The following is a 14,998-nucleotide window of genomic DNA, read 5'->3' as shown; positions in this document are numbered from 1 at the left end:
AAAGCAGTGCGCCGATTATTATGATAGAATCCGCCCCCCTTGCGGGGCCAAATGAACTGAACCCGAAGGAAGAGTATGAACATTATTGAAGCTAACGTTGCTACCCCGGACGCTCGCGTCGCCATCACCATCGCGCGTTTCAACAACTTTATCAACGACAGCCTGCTGGATGGCGCGATTGACGCCCTGAAGCGTATTGGCCAGGTCAAAGATGAAAACATTACCGTGGTTTGGGTTCCAGGCGCGTATGAGCTGCCGCTGGCGGCTGACGCACTGGCGAAAACCGGTAAGTATGACGCAGTGATCGCGCTGGGTACCGTTATCCGTGGCGGCACCGCGCACTTTGAATATGTGGCTGGCGGTGCAAGCAATGGCCTGGCGCACGTCGCTCAGGACAGCGGAATCCCGGTAGCCTTCGGTGTTCTGACCACAGAAAGTATTGAACAAGCCATCGAACGCGCTGGCACCAAAGCCGGTAACAAAGGCGCTGAAGCCGCGTTGACCGCGCTGGAAATGATTAACGTATTGAAAGCCATCAAGGCCTGATTTTTGTAAGGGGAATTCCGTGAAACCTGCTGCTCGTCGCCGCGCCCGTGAGTGTGCTGTCCAGGCGCTTTACTCCTGGCAGTTGTCCAAAAACGACATCGCTGATGTCGAATACCAGTTCCTGGCGGAACAGGATGTGAAAGATGTAGACGTTCTGTATTTCCGCGAACTGCTGTCCGGAGTGGCGACTAACAGCGCGTATCTCGACGGCCTGATGAAGCCGTATCTTTCTCGTCTGCTGGACGAGCTGGGTCAGGTGGAAAAAGCGGTGCTGCGTATCGCACTGTTTGAGCTGTCAAAGCGTAGCGATGTACCGTACAAAGTTGCGATTAACGAAGCCATCGAACTGGCGAAAACCTTTGGCGCTGAAGATAGCCATAAGTTTGTCAACGGCGTGCTGGACAAAGCTGCCCCGGTAATTCGTCCCAACAAAAAGTAAATTCCAGGGCCGGTTTTTGCAGAGTCTCACTTCTGCAAACCGGCCTTATTCTTTTCTTTTTCTGAGGCATAACGTATGGCATGCGGCGAATTTTCCCTGATTGCCCGTTATTTTGATCGCGTAAAAAGCGCACGTCTTGATGTTGAAACCGGCATTGGCGACGACTGCGCGCTCCTGAACATCCCCGAGAAAAAAACGCTGGCAATCAGCACCGACACCCTGGTGGCGGGAAACCATTTTTTGCCCGATATCGACCCTGCCGACCTCGCCTATAAAGCGCTGGCGGTTAACCTGAGCGACCTGGCGGCAATGGGCGCTGAACCGGCGTGGCTAACCCTGGCCCTGACCCTGCCGGAAGCGGACGAAGCCTGGCTTGAGGCCTTTAGCGACAGCCTGTTCGTGCAGCTTAATTATTACGATATGCAGCTCATTGGCGGCGATACCACGCGCGGACCGCTGTCGATGACGCTGGGTATTCACGGCTATGTGCCGACGGGACGCGCTTTGAAGCGCTCCGGGGCAAAGCATGGCGACTGGATTTACGTCACCGGCACGCCGGGAGACAGCGCCGCGGGTCTGGCGATTTTGCAGGATCGGCTGCAGGTTGAAGATGACGCCGACGCGGATTATCTCCTGGCGCGCCATCTGCGTCCGCTGCCGCGGGTTCTGCAGGGGCAGGCGCTGCGCGATTTGGCGAACGCCGCCATCGATCTCTCCGACGGCCTGATTTCTGACCTGGGGCATATTCTCAAGGCCAGCGGCTGCGGCGCGCGCGTCGATCTTGATGCGATGCCGTTCTCGGATGCGCTGCTGCGCCAGGTTGAGCCTGAGCAGGCGCTGCGCTGGGCGCTCTCCGGCGGTGAAGATTACGAGCTGTGCTTTACCGTACCTGAACTCAATCGCGGGGCGCTGGACGTGGCCCTTGCCAACCTCGGCGCGCGTTTTACCTGCATTGGGCAGATCCTGCCGGAATCGGAAGGTCTGCAGTTCATACGCGAAGGTAAGCCCGTCACGTTCGATTTTAAGGGATACGATCATTTTGGCGCGTAGTAGAGATGTGGCGAAAAGCCGCCTGAAGATGAGCAACCCCTGGCATCTGCTGGCAACGGGATTTGGCAGCGGCCTTAGCCCCGTGGTTCCCGGCACCATGGGATCGCTGGCGTCGATCCCCTTCTGGTATTTGCTGACCTTACTCCCCTGGCAGCTCTATTCGCTGGCGGTGATGATGAGCATCTGCATTGGCGTCTATATTTGCCACCGTACGGCGAAAGATATGGGTACCCACGATCATGGCAGCATTGTCTGGGATGAGTTTGTCGGGATGTGGATCACCCTGATGGCTCTACCGACGATGGACTGGCAGTGGGTCGCCGCTGGATTTGTGATTTTCCGCCTCTTTGATATGTGGAAGCCGTGGCCCATCCGCTGGTTCGACCGCAATATCCACGGCGGGATGGGGATCATGGTGGACGATATTGTCGCCGGGGTGATTTCCGCCGGGGTGCTGTACGTGATTGGCCACCACTGGCCGATTGGTCTTTTTTAAACACTGTCCGGGCGGCTGGCCTGGCGCCTCTGGGAAATGGATCAGGCAGGCTTTTCCCGGAGGCGGTGCTGCGCACCTGTCCGGGCTACCGGCCCGCAGGCGTTGGTGAGTCAGTCGCCCGCAGATGCTGGTGAACCTGTAGCCCGGCTAAGCGCAGCGCGAGCCGGGAATCGGCAGGGAACCGCGCGTTACTTGAACCCCACAATCGGGTGCGGTTTATACGGCGTCTCCAGCTTTTCAATCTGATCCGGCGTCAGCGTTAAATCGACCGCATGCAGCAGCTCATCCAGCTGCTCCTGCCTTGAGGCGCCGATAATCGGCGCGGCCACGCCCGGCTTGCTCAATAGCCAGGCCAGCGCCACCTGCGCGCGGTTGGCGTCAAGCTCTTCCGCGACTTCGGCCAGGTTTGTCGCGATCAGTTCATCATTCTCATCAGTGGCATTGTAGAGCGCCTTACCGACTTCATCGGATACCAGACGGGCGGTGGTTTCCCCCCACGGACGGGTCAGGCGACCGCGCGCCAGCGGACTCCACGGCATCACCGCGACGCCTTCACGGCTGCACAGCGGCAGCATTTCGTTTTCTTCTTCACGATAAATCAGATTGTAGTGATCCTGCATGGTGACGAAGCGGGCCCAGTTATTCTGCCGCTGTAGCGCTAACGCCTGGGCAAACTGGCGGGCATGCATTGACGATGCGCCGATATAGCGGGCTTTACCCGCCTTGACGACGTCGTTTAGCGCTTCGAGAGTTTCTTCAATGGGCGTGGTGTAATCCCAGCGATGAATTTGCAGCAGATCGACATACTCCATGCCGAGGCGGCGCAGGCTGTCGTCAATGGAGCGCAGGATCTGCGCGCGCGACAGTCCCTGCGGCAGATCGCCCACCTGATGGTAAACCTTGGTGGCGACGATCACGGAATCGCGACGGGCATACTCACGCAGCGCGCGCCCGAGGATCTCTTCGCTGCTGCCGTCAGAGTAGTTATTCGAGGTGTCGAAGAAGTTAATGCCGCCCTCGAGGGCGTATTTTATCAGCGGGCGGCTGCTCTCTTCCGGTAAGGTCCATGCATGGTTACCGCGGTCCGGTTCGCCAAAGGTCATACAGCCGAGGCAGAGTCGGGAAACGCGGAGATCGGTATCGCCAAGAGGGATATAGTGCATAGTGCGCTCCTGCTACGGGTAAAGGGTATCCTTTAAGCATAGCAGGAGCGGTGGCGGCAATTATGCCAGCCAGGCGTGGATTTTGGCTTCTATTCCGGCGGCGTCCAGGCCGAGGTCGGCGTGCGCTTCTTCCTGGGTTCCCTGCGGGATAAAGAAATCAGGCAGGCCGAGATTGAGCACAGGAACCGCGCGGCGGCGGGACATCAGCAGCTCATTCACGCCGCTGCCCGCACCGCCCATAATGGCATTCTCTTCCAGGGTGACCAGCACTTCGTGTTCTGCGGCCAGCTGTAGCACCAGCGCTTCATCCAGCGGTTTGGCAAAGCGCATATCCACCAGGGTGGCGTTAAGCTTTTCCGCGACTTTTGCCGCCTGCGGCAGCAGCGTGCCGAAGTTCAGAATCGCGATTTTTTCACCTTCGCGTTTCACTACGCCTTTGCCGATAGGCAGCGAGGCTAGCGGTTCAAAGGCCGCGCCGGTACCGGAGCCGCGCGGATAGCGCACCGCGCTCGGGCCGTCGTTGTAGTGATAACCGGTATATAGCATCTGGCGGCATTCGTTCTCATCGCTGGGGGTCATGATGACCATGTCAGGAATGCAGCGCAGGAAGGAGATATCAAACGCGCCCTGATGGGTTTGCCCATCGGCGCCGACGATACCCGCACGGTCGATAGCGAACAGCACCGGCAGCTTCTGGATGGCGACATCGTGAATCACCTGATCGTAGGCGCGCTGCAGGAAGGTGGAGTAGATCGCCACCACCGGCTTATAGCCGCCGATCGCCAGTCCGGCGGCAAAGGTCACCGCGTGCTGCTCGGCAATGGCCACGTCGAAATACTGGTCGGGGTATTTTTTCGAGAACTCGACCATCCCTGAACCTTCGCGCATAGCTGGCGTGACGGCCATCAGCTTGTCATCTTTCGCGGCGGTTTCGCACAACCAGTCGCCAAAGATTTTCGAGTAAGAGGGCAGGCCGCCGCTGCTTTTCGGCAGCACGCCGCTGGTGTGATCGAATTTTGGCACCGCGTGGAAGGTGATCGGGTCTTTTTCGGCGGGCTCATAGCCGCGGCCTTTTTTGGTCATGATATGCAGGAACTGCGGACCTTTCAGGTCGCGCATATTCTTCAGCGTATTTACCAGACCGATAACATCATGACCGTCCACCGGCCCAATGTAGTTAAAGCCCAGCTCTTCAAACAGGGTCCCTGGAACCACCATCCCTTTGATATGTTCCTCGGTGCGTTTGAGCAGCTCTTTAATCGGCGGCACGCCAGAGAAGACCTTTTTGCCGCCTTCGCGCAGCGTGGAGTAGAGTTTGCCGGAGAGCAGCTGCGCCAGATGATTGTTTAGCGCGCCGACGTTCTCGGAGATCGACATTTCGTTGTCGTTGAGCACCACCAGCAGATCGGGTTTGATATCGCCAGCGTGGTTCATCGCTTCAAACGCCATCCCGGCGGTTATCGCCCCGTCGCCGATTACGCAAACCGCGCGGCGCTGCTTATCCTCTTTGGCTGCGGCGATAGCTATGCCGATTCCGGCAGAGATGGAGGTCGACGAGTGGCCGACGCTCAGGACGTCATACTCGCTTTCTCCGCGCCACGGGAAGGGGTGCAGCCCGCCTTTCTGGCGGATGGTGCCGATCCGATCGCGGCGTCCGGTCAGAATTTTATGCGGGTAAGCCTGGTGGCCGACGTCCCAGATCAGGCGATCGAAAGGCGTGTTGTAGACGTAGTGCAGCGCCACGGTTAGTTCTACCGTACCGAGCCCGGAGGCAAAGTGTCCGCTGGAGCGGCTGACGCTGTCCAGCAGATAACGCCGCAGTTCGTCGCACAGTTTCGGCAGGCTATCTTTCGGCAACAAACGCAACTCCTGGGTGGAATCCACCAGCGCCAGGGTCGGGTATTTGGCAATATCAAAACTCATCAGAGACTCATTTATTGTTTATTTATCACGCTGAATTATGTAATTCGCGAGCGCTTCCAGTGCCGTGGTATCCAGAGATTGCGCGGCCAGCTCAGTTAACGACCGGCGGGCGTCGGTAATCAGGTCAAAGGCCTTTTTCCGGGCTTGCTCGAGTCCCAAAAGGGCGGGGTAGGTACTTTTGCCCAGCTGCTGGTCGGCTCCCTGACGTTTGCCAAGTGTGGCAGTATCCCCTACCACGTCGAGAATGTCATCCTGGACCTGGAAGGCGAGACCGATGTTCTCGGCGTATCGATCGAGAGCGGGTAGCGCCCTGCGTCCGGCTTCACCTGCGCTCAGCGCGCCCATTCGTACCGCGGCGCGAATCAACGCGCCGGTCTTATGGCGGTGAATTCGCTCCAGCGACGTCAGATCAACCTGATGGCCTTCCGCTTCCAGATCCAGCGCCTGACCGCCGCACATACCGGCGATGCCGCTGGCCTGGGCCAGCTCAGAAATCATCGCCAGGCGATCGCGATCCGGCACTTCCGGCATCGGCGCATCACTCAGTATAGAAAACGCCAGCGTTTGTAGGGCGTCTCCGGCAAGAATTGCGTTCGCTTCGCCGAATTTTATATGGCAGGTCGGCTGGCCGCGGCGTAAATCGTCATCGTCCATCGCCGGGAGATCATCGTGCATCAGCGAATAGGCATGGATGCATTCGACGGCGGCGGCAGGGGCATCCAGCGTAGCGCGGCTAACGCCAAACATATCGCCGGTCGCGTAAACCAGGAACGGGCGCAGGCGTTTGCCGCCTAATAGTGCGCCATACTGCATGGCTTCGACCAGCGGAGTGTTCTGAAAGGGCTGCGGAGCGATAAAACGGCGCAGCGCTTCGTTAGCCTGCTCGACGCACGCCTGTAGCTGTTGCGGGAAGTCCATTTATTCAGCGTCCGGCGTAAAAGGGGTAAGCGGCGCGTCTTCGCTATCCGCCAGCAGAATTTGTACGCGCTGTTCGGCCTGCTGCAGCTTTGCCTGCCCCTGGCGCGCCAGCTGGATCCCGCGCTCGAATTCGCCGAGCGCTTCTTCTAACGGCAGCGAGCCGCTTTCCAGACGATTAACAATTTGCTCCAGCTCGCCCAGGGCGGTTTCAAAGCTGGCCGGGGCCTCATTTTTCTTTGGCATAGTGAATATAGACTCTTGTAATGTCTCGATGGCTATCAATATGGTAACGAAGTCGCGCGGTTAATCAAATAACGCGCAATGCCAGGTGAAAAGCGTCCAATAGTGGTATACTCCGCGCCCTGGATGCAGACGCCAGTCGCGCCTGTACAACTTTTTATGCTTAAAGCCCCGTCGGGCTTGCCAACGAATAGTGTCGCCATGAAGTTTATCATTAAATTGTTCCCGGAAATCACCATCAAAAGCCAATCTGTGCGATTGCGCTTCATTAAAATTTTAACCGGGAACATTCGTAACGTTCTCAAAAACTATGATGAGACGCTTGCCGTCGTTCGTCACTGGGATCATATCGAGGTCCGGGCGAAGGATGAAAACCAGCGTCCGGCTATTCGCGATGCCCTGACCCGTATCCCCGGTATCCACCATATTCTGGAAGTCGAAGACGTTCCTTATACCTCTCTGCACGATATTTTCGAGCAGACGCTGCCGCTGTGGCGTGACGCGCTGGAAGGTAAAACGTTCTGCGTGCGCGTTAAGCGTCGCGGTAAGCATGAGTTTACCTCAATCGAAGTGGAGCGCTACGTCGGCGGCGGTTTGAACCAGCATATTGAAACGGCGCGAGTGAAGCTGACCGATCCCGATGTGACGGTTAACCTCGAGATCGAAAACGATCGCCTGCTGCTGGTTAAAGGGCGCTACGAAGGTATCGGCGGTTTCCCGATCGGCACCCAGGAAGACGTGCTGTCGCTCATTTCCGGCGGTTTCGACTCCGGCGTTTCCAGCTATATGCTGATGCGCCGCGGCTGCCGCGTGCATTACTGCTTCTTTAACCTCGGCGGCGCGGCCCATGAAATCGGCGTGCGTCAGGTCGCGCACTATCTGTGGAACCGCTTCGGCAGCTCACACCGCGTGCGCTTCGTGGCGATTAACTTCGAGCCGGTGGTGGGTGAGATCCTGGAGAAAGTCGACGACGGTCAGATGGGCGTGGTGCTCAAGCGGATGATGGTGCGCGCGGCGTCAAAAGTCGCCGAGCGCTACGGCGTCCAGGCGCTGGTCACCGGCGAGGCGTTAGGCCAGGTTTCCAGCCAGACGCTGACCAACCTGCGCCTGATCGACAACGTCTCGGATACGCTGATTCTGCGTCCGCTGATTTCGCACGATAAAGAGCACATTATTGACCTCGCGCGTGAAATCGGCACTGAAGATTTTGCCCGCACCATGCCGGAATACTGCGGCGTTATCTCGAAGAGCCCCACCGTGAAAGCGGTGAAGGCGAAGATCGAGGCGGAAGAAGAGCACTTCGATTTCAGCATCCTTGAGAAAGTGGTGGCGGAAGCGAGCAACATTGATATCCGCGATATCGCTCAGCAGACCGAGCAGGACGTAGTGGAAGTGGAAACCGTCAGCGGTTTTGGCCCTGACGACGCGATCCTCGATATCCGCTCTATCGACGAGCAGGACGATAAGCCGCTGAAGGTGGAAGGCGTGGACGTGGTTTCTCTACCGTTCTATAAGCTGAGCACCAAATTTGGCGATCTCGACCAGAGTAAAACCTGGCTGCTGTGGTGCGAGCGCGGGGTGATGAGCCGCCTGCAGGCGCTGTATCTGCGCGAGCAGGGCTTTGAAAACGTGAAGGTATATCGCCCCTAGTTCTTCAGGAGCAAGGCGCAATCATGAAAACGGCAACCCTGGGTTGCCGTTTTGCATTTATTCGTAGTAGTTATAAATTCCTGCCGCCATCACCAGCTGTGAAGCGACTTCGTGCGCTTTTTCGCGTCCAACCAGCAGGTCGATCATCTTCAAGGCGAAATCAATTGAGGTTCCCGGCCCCTGGCTGGTGAGCAGCTTAACGCGAGCGTCCCAGACGACGCGCTTATCCTGCCACTGCTCGGCGGGGATGCGTTCTTTCAGCGCCGGAAAGCCGGTCATATTGCCGATGGGGAAAAGGTTGTGCGGCACCAGCACGGTCGGCGCCGCGGCGCAAATCGCCGCAACGATGCGCCCGGAAAGATGGAATTGACGTACTGTTTCAACCAGCAGCGGGCTGTCGCGAAAGCACTCCGCACCCTTAATGCCGCCGGGCAGAACAAGGATATCGAAGTCGCCATCGGCCACTTCGACCAGCGGCGCATCGGCCAGCAGCTTAACGCCGCGCGAGCAGACAATGGTCAGGCTGCCATCGCTGGCAACGCTGGCGGTCGTGACCTTTACGCCACCGCGAACGAGTAAATCAATGGTGGTGACCGCTTCGGTCTCTTCGCTACCAGGGGCGAGGCAAATCAGTGCCGACGCGCTCATATTCATTCTCCTTACGCTTTACCAGTTCAAACAGGCGGGTATTCTCAGGTACGGCGATACCGTGGGCTCGGGCGCGTTTTAACAGATAACCGGTGATATAGTCGATTTCCGTATGGCGCTGGGCGAGAATATCCTGCAGCATGGAGGAGGTATTTTCTGCCGTACTTTCAATAACCTGATGTACATAGAATAACAGGTTTTCCGGCGAGGTATGCATCCCCTCGCGATCCATCACCGCCGCAACTTCATAACAAATCGCGGCGACCTCCTGCGGGTATTCGCGTAAATCGCCGTTCTGACAGTTTTTTAACGCCGTCAGCGGGTTAATCACACAGTTTACCGCCAGCTTGCTCCAGGTCGCGGGGTAGATATTGTTATGCCAGGCGACGTCGGGCAGCACGCTCTGCAGTACATCGGCGAGATAGCTATAATCCTCAGGATAGGCTTTCGCCGGGCCAATATGGCTGGTGCCGTTGGCGACGTGGACGATTACGTTGCCGTCGCGGCGGGCCGCCTGCGTTGTCGAAGCCAGAAGCAGCGGCTGTTTGAGGCTCTTAAGCTCGTCAACGGTACCCATACCGTTGTGCATGAGCAGAACAGGTACTGACGACGGCAGGATGGCGCTCAGGTTTTTTACCGCGTTAGAGACCTGCCAGGCTTTGAGGGTGACCAGCAGCAGGTCGCTGCTGGCGAGAAAATCAGGATCGTTAGCGGTAAACGATTCATTAAACACGCTGCCGTCGGTTTCAATCACATTGACGCTACAGAATGGCTGTGGGACGCGTAACCAGCCCTGGACTTCATGTCCGTGTTTGTACAGCGCAGTTAGCCATAACTGTCCCAGTGCACCGCATCCGAGTACGGTTACTTTCATTATTCCTCCTCACCTGTGAGTGCTGCATCAGGTGCTCATGGCTAAAGTATAGCGTTATCAGTTATCCTTTCGGGATAACAAGTTGAGTTATGTCGCGTTGCGGGTATTATGCAACGCAAAAGAAACTGAAGGAGAGGAAAAGATGCCATCTTTCGATATTGTCTCTGAAGTCGATCTTCAGGAAGTTCGAAACGCCGTAGAGAACGCGACCCGCGAAGTTGAATCGCGTTTTGATTTCCGTAACGTCGAAGCGAGCTTTGAGCTGAACGAAAAAAACGAGACCATCAAGGTCCTCAGCGAGTCTGATTTCCAGATTAACCAGCTGTTGGATATTCTGCGCGCCAAGCTGCTGAAACGCGGAATTGAGGGCAGTTCTATCGAAGTGCCGGACGAGTTCGTGCACAGCGGTAAAACCTGGTTTGTCGATGCGAAGCTGAAGCAGGGCATTGAGAGCGCGACGCAGAAAAAAATCGTCAAGCTGATTAAAGACAGCAAGCTGAAAGTACAGGCGCAGATCCAGGGCGAAGAGATTCGCGTTACCGGTAAATCTCGCGACGACCTGCAGGCGGTTATGGCGCTGGTGCGCGGCGGTGATTTAGGCCAGCCGTTCCAGTTCAAAAACTTCCGCGATTAAAAGAGTCCCGTCTGTCGGCCGGGCTCGGCGTTAGCCGCCGCCCGGCAGGACACAAAGCACCGCTCAGAACCGTTTTTGCCTGCCTGAACAAAGGTGCTCGCTTTTATATCCCTTTGATTGCCTGCTCAATTTCAAAGCGGTTAGTGATCTTGCTGTCGATTTTGATATACACCGAACGCTCTTCGCTAATCACCAGCACCTCTTTGACGCCCTCTTTAGCCCGTAAGCGCGCCTCGAGCATTTTGTCCGCGGCGATATCCTCCGGGATCTCGACCCGCAGGCTGCTAACGTACGGCGGCTCGCTCATGGTGCTGGCCACCAGCAGCCACAGCATCGCCAGCAGGGCGCCGAGCAGGAAGACGGTTTGCGAATCAAAAAAGCCATCCACCCAGCCGCCGAGCGCTCCGCCGATGGCCACGCCAAGGAACTGGCTGGTGGAGTAAATGCCCATCGCGGTGCCTTTATATCCGGCCGGTGATTCTTTGCTGATCAACGACGGCAACAGCGCTTCGAGAAGGTTAAACGCGAGGAAAAATAGCTGAACGCCGGCGACCAGTTCCCAGAAATAGCCTCCGGCACCCCAGAGTACGATTTCAGCAATCAGCAGGATGGCGACGCACAGCAGGAAGACGCGCTTCATTTTGCGCTTCACTTCGGCGTAGATAATAAACGGCACCACCGCGACGAATGAGACCAGCATGGTGACCAGATAGATTTTCCAGTGCTCGGCGGCGGGGAAACCGGCGGCCTCAAGCTGGCCCGGCAGAGCGACAAACGTGGACATCAGCATGATATGCAGGCACATAATGCCGAAATTGAGCTTCAGGAGTTTTGGCTCGGCAAGAACTTTGCTGAAGCAGCCTTTCACCATACCGGACTCGCGGTTCAGCACGTGATTCTGGCTGTTCGGCACCACCCATAGCGTCAGCAGGATGCCGAGCGTCGCCAGGAGAGCAATCATCCAGAACAGGGCGTGCAGGCCGAGCTGGTGGGTAACGACAGGCCCGAGAACCATAGCGATAGCAAAGGTGACGCCAAAGCTGACGCCGATAAACGCCATGGCTTTAGTGCGGTTTTGCTCGCGGGTTAAATCGGAAAGCAGCGCCATGACCGCGGCGGCAATCGCCCCGGAACCCTGCAGCGCGCGGCCAAGAATAATGCCCCAGATAGAGTCAGAAAGCGCGGCGATAACGCTGCCGAGAACGAAGATTAACAGGCCGCCGACGATCAGCGGCTTACGGCCAATGCGGTCAGAAAGCAGCCCGAAAGGTATCTGGAATAGCGCCTGGGCCAGCCCGTAAATACCAATTGCCAGTCCGATAAGGGCTTCGCTTGCGCCCTGTAACGCCATGCCGTAAGTGGTCAGAACCGGCAGGACCATAAACATGCCGAGCATGCGCAAAGAGAATACGGTCCCCAAACCCCAGGTCGCACGCAGTTCGCCTGGCGTCATTTTATTATCGTTCATTACCACCTCAATATAAAAACTGCGCATAGTGTAGTGGGGGGAAACAGAAGCGTAAATAAATGTTTGTTTAACAGATATTACGACTGTGTTGCATGATGAGGTGAGTACGGTAGAAAGAAAAAACCAGTGGAGGGGCCTCCACTGGTGTTCAGCGGTTATTGGCAGTTAAAGTCAACCCACTGGCCGCCTGCGTCGGCGGATTTGACGCACTGCTCAACCCAGTAAACGCCGTGAAGACCGGCTTCGACGTCCGGATACCAGAAGGTCTCCAGGAACGCCAGGTCCCCGCGATCCATCGCGTCTATGGCGATAGCGTAGCGGCGATAGAGGTTGGCCCACGCCTCGAACAGCCCTTCAGGGTGACCGCCGCCAATGCGGTCGTCCGCCAGCGCCTGCTGGCTGAGATAGGGCATCCCGCGCTCGAGGACGCGGGCCGGTTCGCCCTGTACCTCATAGCTGAGCTGATTTGGACGCTCATCCCACCATTCGATGCTGGCTTTTTCGCCAATAACGCGGACTTTTTGCGAGTGCATCGCGCCGCTGTTGACCGCGCTGGTCCACAGTGAGCCAACGGCGCCGTTGTTATATTCCATCAGCACAAAGGCGTTATCTTCCAGCGGCGCGCGAGATTTGACGAAGCTTTGACGCGCGCACATCAGGCGGGTGATGTTCAGGTTCGGCACCATCGTCTCGGCAATAAATAGCGGGTGGGTCGCCAGATCCCCCAGCACATAGCTAGGGCCGGCATATTTGGGCGTTACCCGCCAGCGGGTGGATTCAGCCTGTAGCTCAACGGCTTCATTATGAAAACCGTGGGCGAACTGCATATTAATAATGCGGATCTCGCCGAGCTTCCCTTCCGCTATCATCTGCCGCGCCTGCTGGATCATCTGGTGTCCGGCATAACCGTACGTGACGCCGATAATTTTATTCTGCTTTTTGCTTAGCGCCAGCAGCTCGCGCGCTTCGTCGGCGGTAAAGCACAGCGGTTTTTCGCAAATCACGTGCAGCCCGGCTTCAAGCGCCGCTTTAGTGATAGCGAAGTGAGTATTGTTCGGCGTAGTGACCGATACGGCTTCAATGCCGTCAGGGCGTTTGGCCTCCTCCGCGAACAGCGTTTGGTAATCGGCGTAGCAGCGTTCAGGAGCGATGCCGAGCTGCTCGCCGAATTGACGACCGCGCTCGGCATCGATATCAAGCGCGCCGGCGAGCAGAGTAAAGACGTTGTCGCGAAGCGCCGCACAGCGGTGGCTGTAGCCAATCTGGCTGGTGCCGCCGCCGCCGACCATGCCCCAGCGCAGGGAGCGGGATAAGGGTTTCATGCCGTTTAACATGATGGTGCACTCCTCAATGATAGAGATCCTACGGATTTCAGATGTTCTTCTGTGTACCCGCGCTCGCCGAGCGCGGGCCTGGTTCTAAGGTTTTACATCTCGCCACGGGCTTCGCGTTCTTTCAGGTCATGCATGATCTGCGGGTATTGCTTATCCAGGCGATAAAACAGCAGGGTGATAATGACCACGATCCACAGGAAGAAAGAGCCGTAGAGATAAACGTGGTTAATCATGTCGATAGCGCTTTGCGGCTGAACGCCGGATCCGCTGCTGGAGCTGACGTAACCCGCCATGCTCAGCAGGCCCGAGATAACCGCGGCGGCAATACCTGCGCCGAGTTTCGTTCCAACGGAACCGGCGGAGAAGATCATCCCTTCCTGTCTGACGCGCGTTTTCCACTGGCCGAATTCGACGGCATCGCCGCAGAAGCCGAACAGCACGGCGTTCAGCGGGGCGAAGCCAATACCGCGAATAATCGCGTTTGCCAGCGCCCAGTGGTAATCATCAGAGTTAAACATAAACAGCACCTGGCCGATGGTCGCCAGCACGATGCCGCAGAGGGCAACGTTGCGTTTACCGTATTTGCGGATGGGCACGGAGCTCAGGAAGGTGAAAATAATAATGCAGGCGGTTTCGGCAACGAAAATGGAGCTATAGAAGGTATCGTCACCGAGCACGTAGCGGCAGTAGTAAGGCAGCGCGATCCCTACCACGGTGTAGTACACGCTTTGCGCGGTCCACAGGATGGCGCTGGCCCAGAAGTACTGGTTACGAAAAAGCGCGGAAAGCTGGGTTTTTACCGGTACGTTTCCCTGTTTCTCTCGCGCTTTGATGACCACCTTCTCTTCGCATTTATAAAAGCAAAACAGCAGCAACAGCAGCGCCAGAAAAGCCCAAATAGACATGGTTTTGATCCACGCGGCCTGATCGTCGCCAAAGTACTTCACCAGCGGCAATGTGCAGGCAACGGCGAGAATACGACCAAAAGGCGACATCGACATTCGGGTGATGCTGAGCATATCCCTTTCCCATGAGGCGCGGGTCATCATCGCAGAGAGGCTGCCGTAGGGGAGGTTGATGGCGGTATAGCACACGGTGGTGCAGAAGTTATAGGCGACCAGCAGATAGAGAAACTGCAGCGTGCCGTTGGTCTGCGGGACGGTGAACAGTAAAATTGCCGATACGGCGTAGGGTACGCTCATCCACAGCAGCCAGGGGCGTGATTTACCCCAGCGAGAGTTCGTGCGTTCCACCATCAGGCCCATGATGACATCGGAAACGCCGTCAAACAGACGTGAGATCAGCATCACCAGGCCAACGGTGGCGATGCTGATGCCGACATAGTCGGTATAAAACAGGGTTAAAACCGTGCCGATCATGCCGAAAACGACGTTACAGGCGGTATCGCCGCCGCCGTAAGCGATTCGGGTAGCCCAGCTTAGCTTATCGCCGCGTGCTGCCGCGGGAGAGAGAAGAATCTGCTGTTCACTCATGGTCAATTCCTTTGTCTGGAAGGACAAGTCAGGACTTCTGCGCCAGTTCCACCGGCACGACCTTATCCTGAATATCAGCCAGAACATAAGGAAATATTTATTTCATTTCAATGCTTGTTTGG

At 57.0% G+C, this 14,998-nt stretch carries 15 protein-coding genes; 6 read left to right on the top strand and 9 right to left on the bottom strand.

The window, feature by feature from the left end:
• Nucleotides 1-75 precede the first annotated feature (75 nt).
• From ribE to pgpA, 4 genes are all read left to right on the top strand, one after another.
• Nucleotides 76-546 carry a 6,7-dimethyl-8-ribityllumazine synthase gene (gene ribE, locus ACESQ2_RS01385; RefSeq protein ID WP_004129690.1) on the top strand — a complete coding sequence of 157 codons (471 nt, stop codon included), beginning with the start codon at nt 76-78 and terminating at the stop codon, nt 544-546.
• 19 nt (nt 547-565) lie between these two features.
• Nucleotides 566-985: a transcription antitermination factor NusB gene (nusB, locus tag ACESQ2_RS01380; protein ID WP_004099457.1), complete on the top strand. Its 420-nt coding sequence runs from the start codon at nt 566-568 to the stop codon at nt 983-985.
• A 75-nt stretch (nt 986-1,060) separates the two neighbouring features.
• The gene (thiL, locus tag ACESQ2_RS01375; RefSeq protein ID WP_046877003.1) at nt 1,061-2,035 is read left to right on the top strand and encodes a thiamine-phosphate kinase; all 975 of its coding nucleotides are present in this window, start codon (nt 1,061-1,063) and stop codon (nt 2,033-2,035) included.
• A complete protein-coding gene (gene pgpA, locus ACESQ2_RS01370) occupies nt 2,025-2,531 on the top strand; it encodes a phosphatidylglycerophosphatase A (protein ID WP_004133926.1) in 507 nt (168 codons plus the stop codon). Before thiL ends, pgpA begins: the two co-directional genes overlap by 11 nt.
• 188 nt (nt 2,532-2,719) lie before the next feature.
• Here the strand turns inward: pgpA and ACESQ2_RS01365 are convergent, their stop codons facing one another.
• From ACESQ2_RS01365 to xseB, 4 genes are read right to left on the bottom strand one after another with little or no spacing between them, the layout of a single operon-like run.
• Complete coding sequence (locus tag ACESQ2_RS01365; RefSeq protein WP_014228165.1) at nt 2,720-3,694, bottom strand: aldo/keto reductase; 975 nt, start codon at nt 3,692-3,694, stop codon at nt 2,720-2,722.
• A gap of 60 nt (nt 3,695-3,754) precedes the next feature.
• Complete coding sequence (gene dxs / locus ACESQ2_RS01360; protein ID WP_004129698.1) at nt 3,755-5,617, bottom strand: 1-deoxy-D-xylulose-5-phosphate synthase; 1,863 nt, start codon at nt 5,615-5,617, stop codon at nt 3,755-3,757.
• Nucleotides 5,618-5,635: 18 nt separating this feature from the next.
• Complete coding sequence (ispA, locus tag ACESQ2_RS01355) at nt 5,636-6,535, bottom strand: (2E,6E)-farnesyl diphosphate synthase (RefSeq protein ID WP_004848218.1); 900 nt, start codon at nt 6,533-6,535, stop codon at nt 5,636-5,638.
• Nucleotides 6,536-6,778 (bottom strand): exodeoxyribonuclease VII small subunit, encoded by a 243-nt coding sequence (gene xseB, locus ACESQ2_RS01350; RefSeq protein WP_004099468.1) that lies wholly within the window; start codon nt 6,776-6,778, stop codon nt 6,536-6,538.
• A gap of 198 nt (nt 6,779-6,976) precedes the next feature.
• Between xseB and thiI the strand changes: the two genes are divergently transcribed.
• A complete protein-coding gene (thiI, locus tag ACESQ2_RS01345; protein WP_014228166.1) occupies nt 6,977-8,425 on the top strand; it encodes a tRNA uracil 4-sulfurtransferase ThiI in 1,449 nt (482 codons plus the stop codon).
• A gap of 57 nt (nt 8,426-8,482) precedes the next feature.
• Here the strand turns inward: thiI and yajL are convergent, their stop codons facing one another.
• Nucleotides 8,483-9,073: a protein deglycase YajL gene (gene yajL, locus ACESQ2_RS01340; RefSeq protein ID WP_004848222.1), complete on the bottom strand. Its 591-nt coding sequence runs from the start codon at nt 9,071-9,073 to the stop codon at nt 8,483-8,485.
• Nucleotides 9,036-9,947, bottom strand: coding sequence for a 2-dehydropantoate 2-reductase (gene panE / locus ACESQ2_RS01335; RefSeq protein WP_004848223.1), 912 nt, complete (start codon nt 9,945-9,947; stop codon nt 9,036-9,038). Before panE ends, yajL begins: the two co-directional genes overlap by 38 nt.
• 142 nt (nt 9,948-10,089) lie before the next feature.
• Here panE and ACESQ2_RS01330 point away from each other — a divergent pair, with 142 nt between their 5' ends.
• A complete protein-coding gene (locus tag ACESQ2_RS01330; RefSeq protein ID WP_004129715.1) occupies nt 10,090-10,581 on the top strand; it encodes a YajQ family cyclic di-GMP-binding protein in 492 nt (163 codons plus the stop codon).
• 103 nt (nt 10,582-10,684) lie between these two features.
• Here the strand turns inward: ACESQ2_RS01330 and ACESQ2_RS01325 are convergent, their stop codons facing one another.
• The 3 genes from ACESQ2_RS01325 to ACESQ2_RS01315 form a co-directional block, all read right to left on the bottom strand.
• The gene (locus tag ACESQ2_RS01325; protein ID WP_046877002.1) at nt 10,685-12,049 is read right to left on the bottom strand and encodes an MFS transporter; all 1,365 of its coding nucleotides are present in this window, start codon (nt 12,047-12,049) and stop codon (nt 10,685-10,687) included.
• Nucleotides 12,050-12,204: 155 nt separating this feature from the next.
• The gene (locus tag ACESQ2_RS01320; protein WP_046877001.1) at nt 12,205-13,383 is read right to left on the bottom strand and encodes a Gfo/Idh/MocA family protein; all 1,179 of its coding nucleotides are present in this window, start codon (nt 13,381-13,383) and stop codon (nt 12,205-12,207) included.
• Between the two features lie 92 nt (nt 13,384-13,475).
• Entirely contained in the window at nt 13,476-14,876 is a 1,401-nt protein-coding gene (locus ACESQ2_RS01315; RefSeq protein ID WP_046877000.1) for an MFS transporter, read from the bottom strand.
• Nucleotides 14,877-14,998: the final 122 nt, after the last annotated feature.

The sequence above is a fragment of the Klebsiella sp. Q11 genome (assembly GCF_964241505.1).
In the GTDB taxonomy this organism is placed as follows: Bacteria; Pseudomonadota; Gammaproteobacteria; order Enterobacterales; family Enterobacteriaceae; genus Klebsiella; species Klebsiella michiganensis.
This window is presented reverse-complemented; position numbering and strand designations above follow the sequence as displayed.

Bases quoted from the DNA above. Each gene is read 5' to 3' on its own strand.
- ACESQ2_RS01325 (WP_046877002.1), bottom strand. From the start codon at position 12,049: ATGAACGATAATAAAATGACGCCAGGCGAACTGCGTGCGACCTGGGGT.
- xseB (WP_004099468.1), bottom strand. From the start codon at position 6,778: ATGCCAAAGAAAAATGAGGCCCCGGCCAGCTTTGAAACCGCCCTGGGC.
- ACESQ2_RS01315 (WP_046877000.1), bottom strand. From the start codon at position 14,876: ATGAGTGAACAGCAGATTCTTCTCTCTCCCGCGGCAGCACGCGGCGAT.
- dxs (WP_004129698.1), bottom strand. From the start codon at position 5,617: ATGAGTTTTGATATTGCCAAATACCCGACCCTGGCGCTGGTGGATTCC.
- ACESQ2_RS01330 (WP_004129715.1), top strand. From the start codon at position 10,090: ATGCCATCTTTCGATATTGTCTCTGAAGTCGATCTTCAGGAAGTTCGA.
- panE (WP_004848223.1), bottom strand. From the start codon at position 9,947: ATGAAAGTAACCGTACTCGGATGCGGTGCACTGGGACAGTTATGGCTA.
- ribE (WP_004129690.1), top strand. From the start codon at position 76: ATGAACATTATTGAAGCTAACGTTGCTACCCCGGACGCTCGCGTCGCC.
- ACESQ2_RS01320 (WP_046877001.1), bottom strand. From the start codon at position 13,383: ATGTTAAACGGCATGAAACCCTTATCCCGCTCCCTGCGCTGGGGCATG.
- thiL (WP_046877003.1), top strand. From the start codon at position 1,061: ATGGCATGCGGCGAATTTTCCCTGATTGCCCGTTATTTTGATCGCGTA.
- ACESQ2_RS01365 (WP_014228165.1), bottom strand. From the start codon at position 3,694: ATGCACTATATCCCTCTTGGCGATACCGATCTCCGCGTTTCCCGACTC.
- ispA (WP_004848218.1), bottom strand. From the start codon at position 6,535: ATGGACTTCCCGCAACAGCTACAGGCGTGCGTCGAGCAGGCTAACGAA.
- yajL (WP_004848222.1), bottom strand. From the start codon at position 9,073: ATGAGCGCGTCGGCACTGATTTGCCTCGCCCCTGGTAGCGAAGAGACC.
- thiI (WP_014228166.1), top strand. From the start codon at position 6,977: ATGAAGTTTATCATTAAATTGTTCCCGGAAATCACCATCAAAAGCCAA.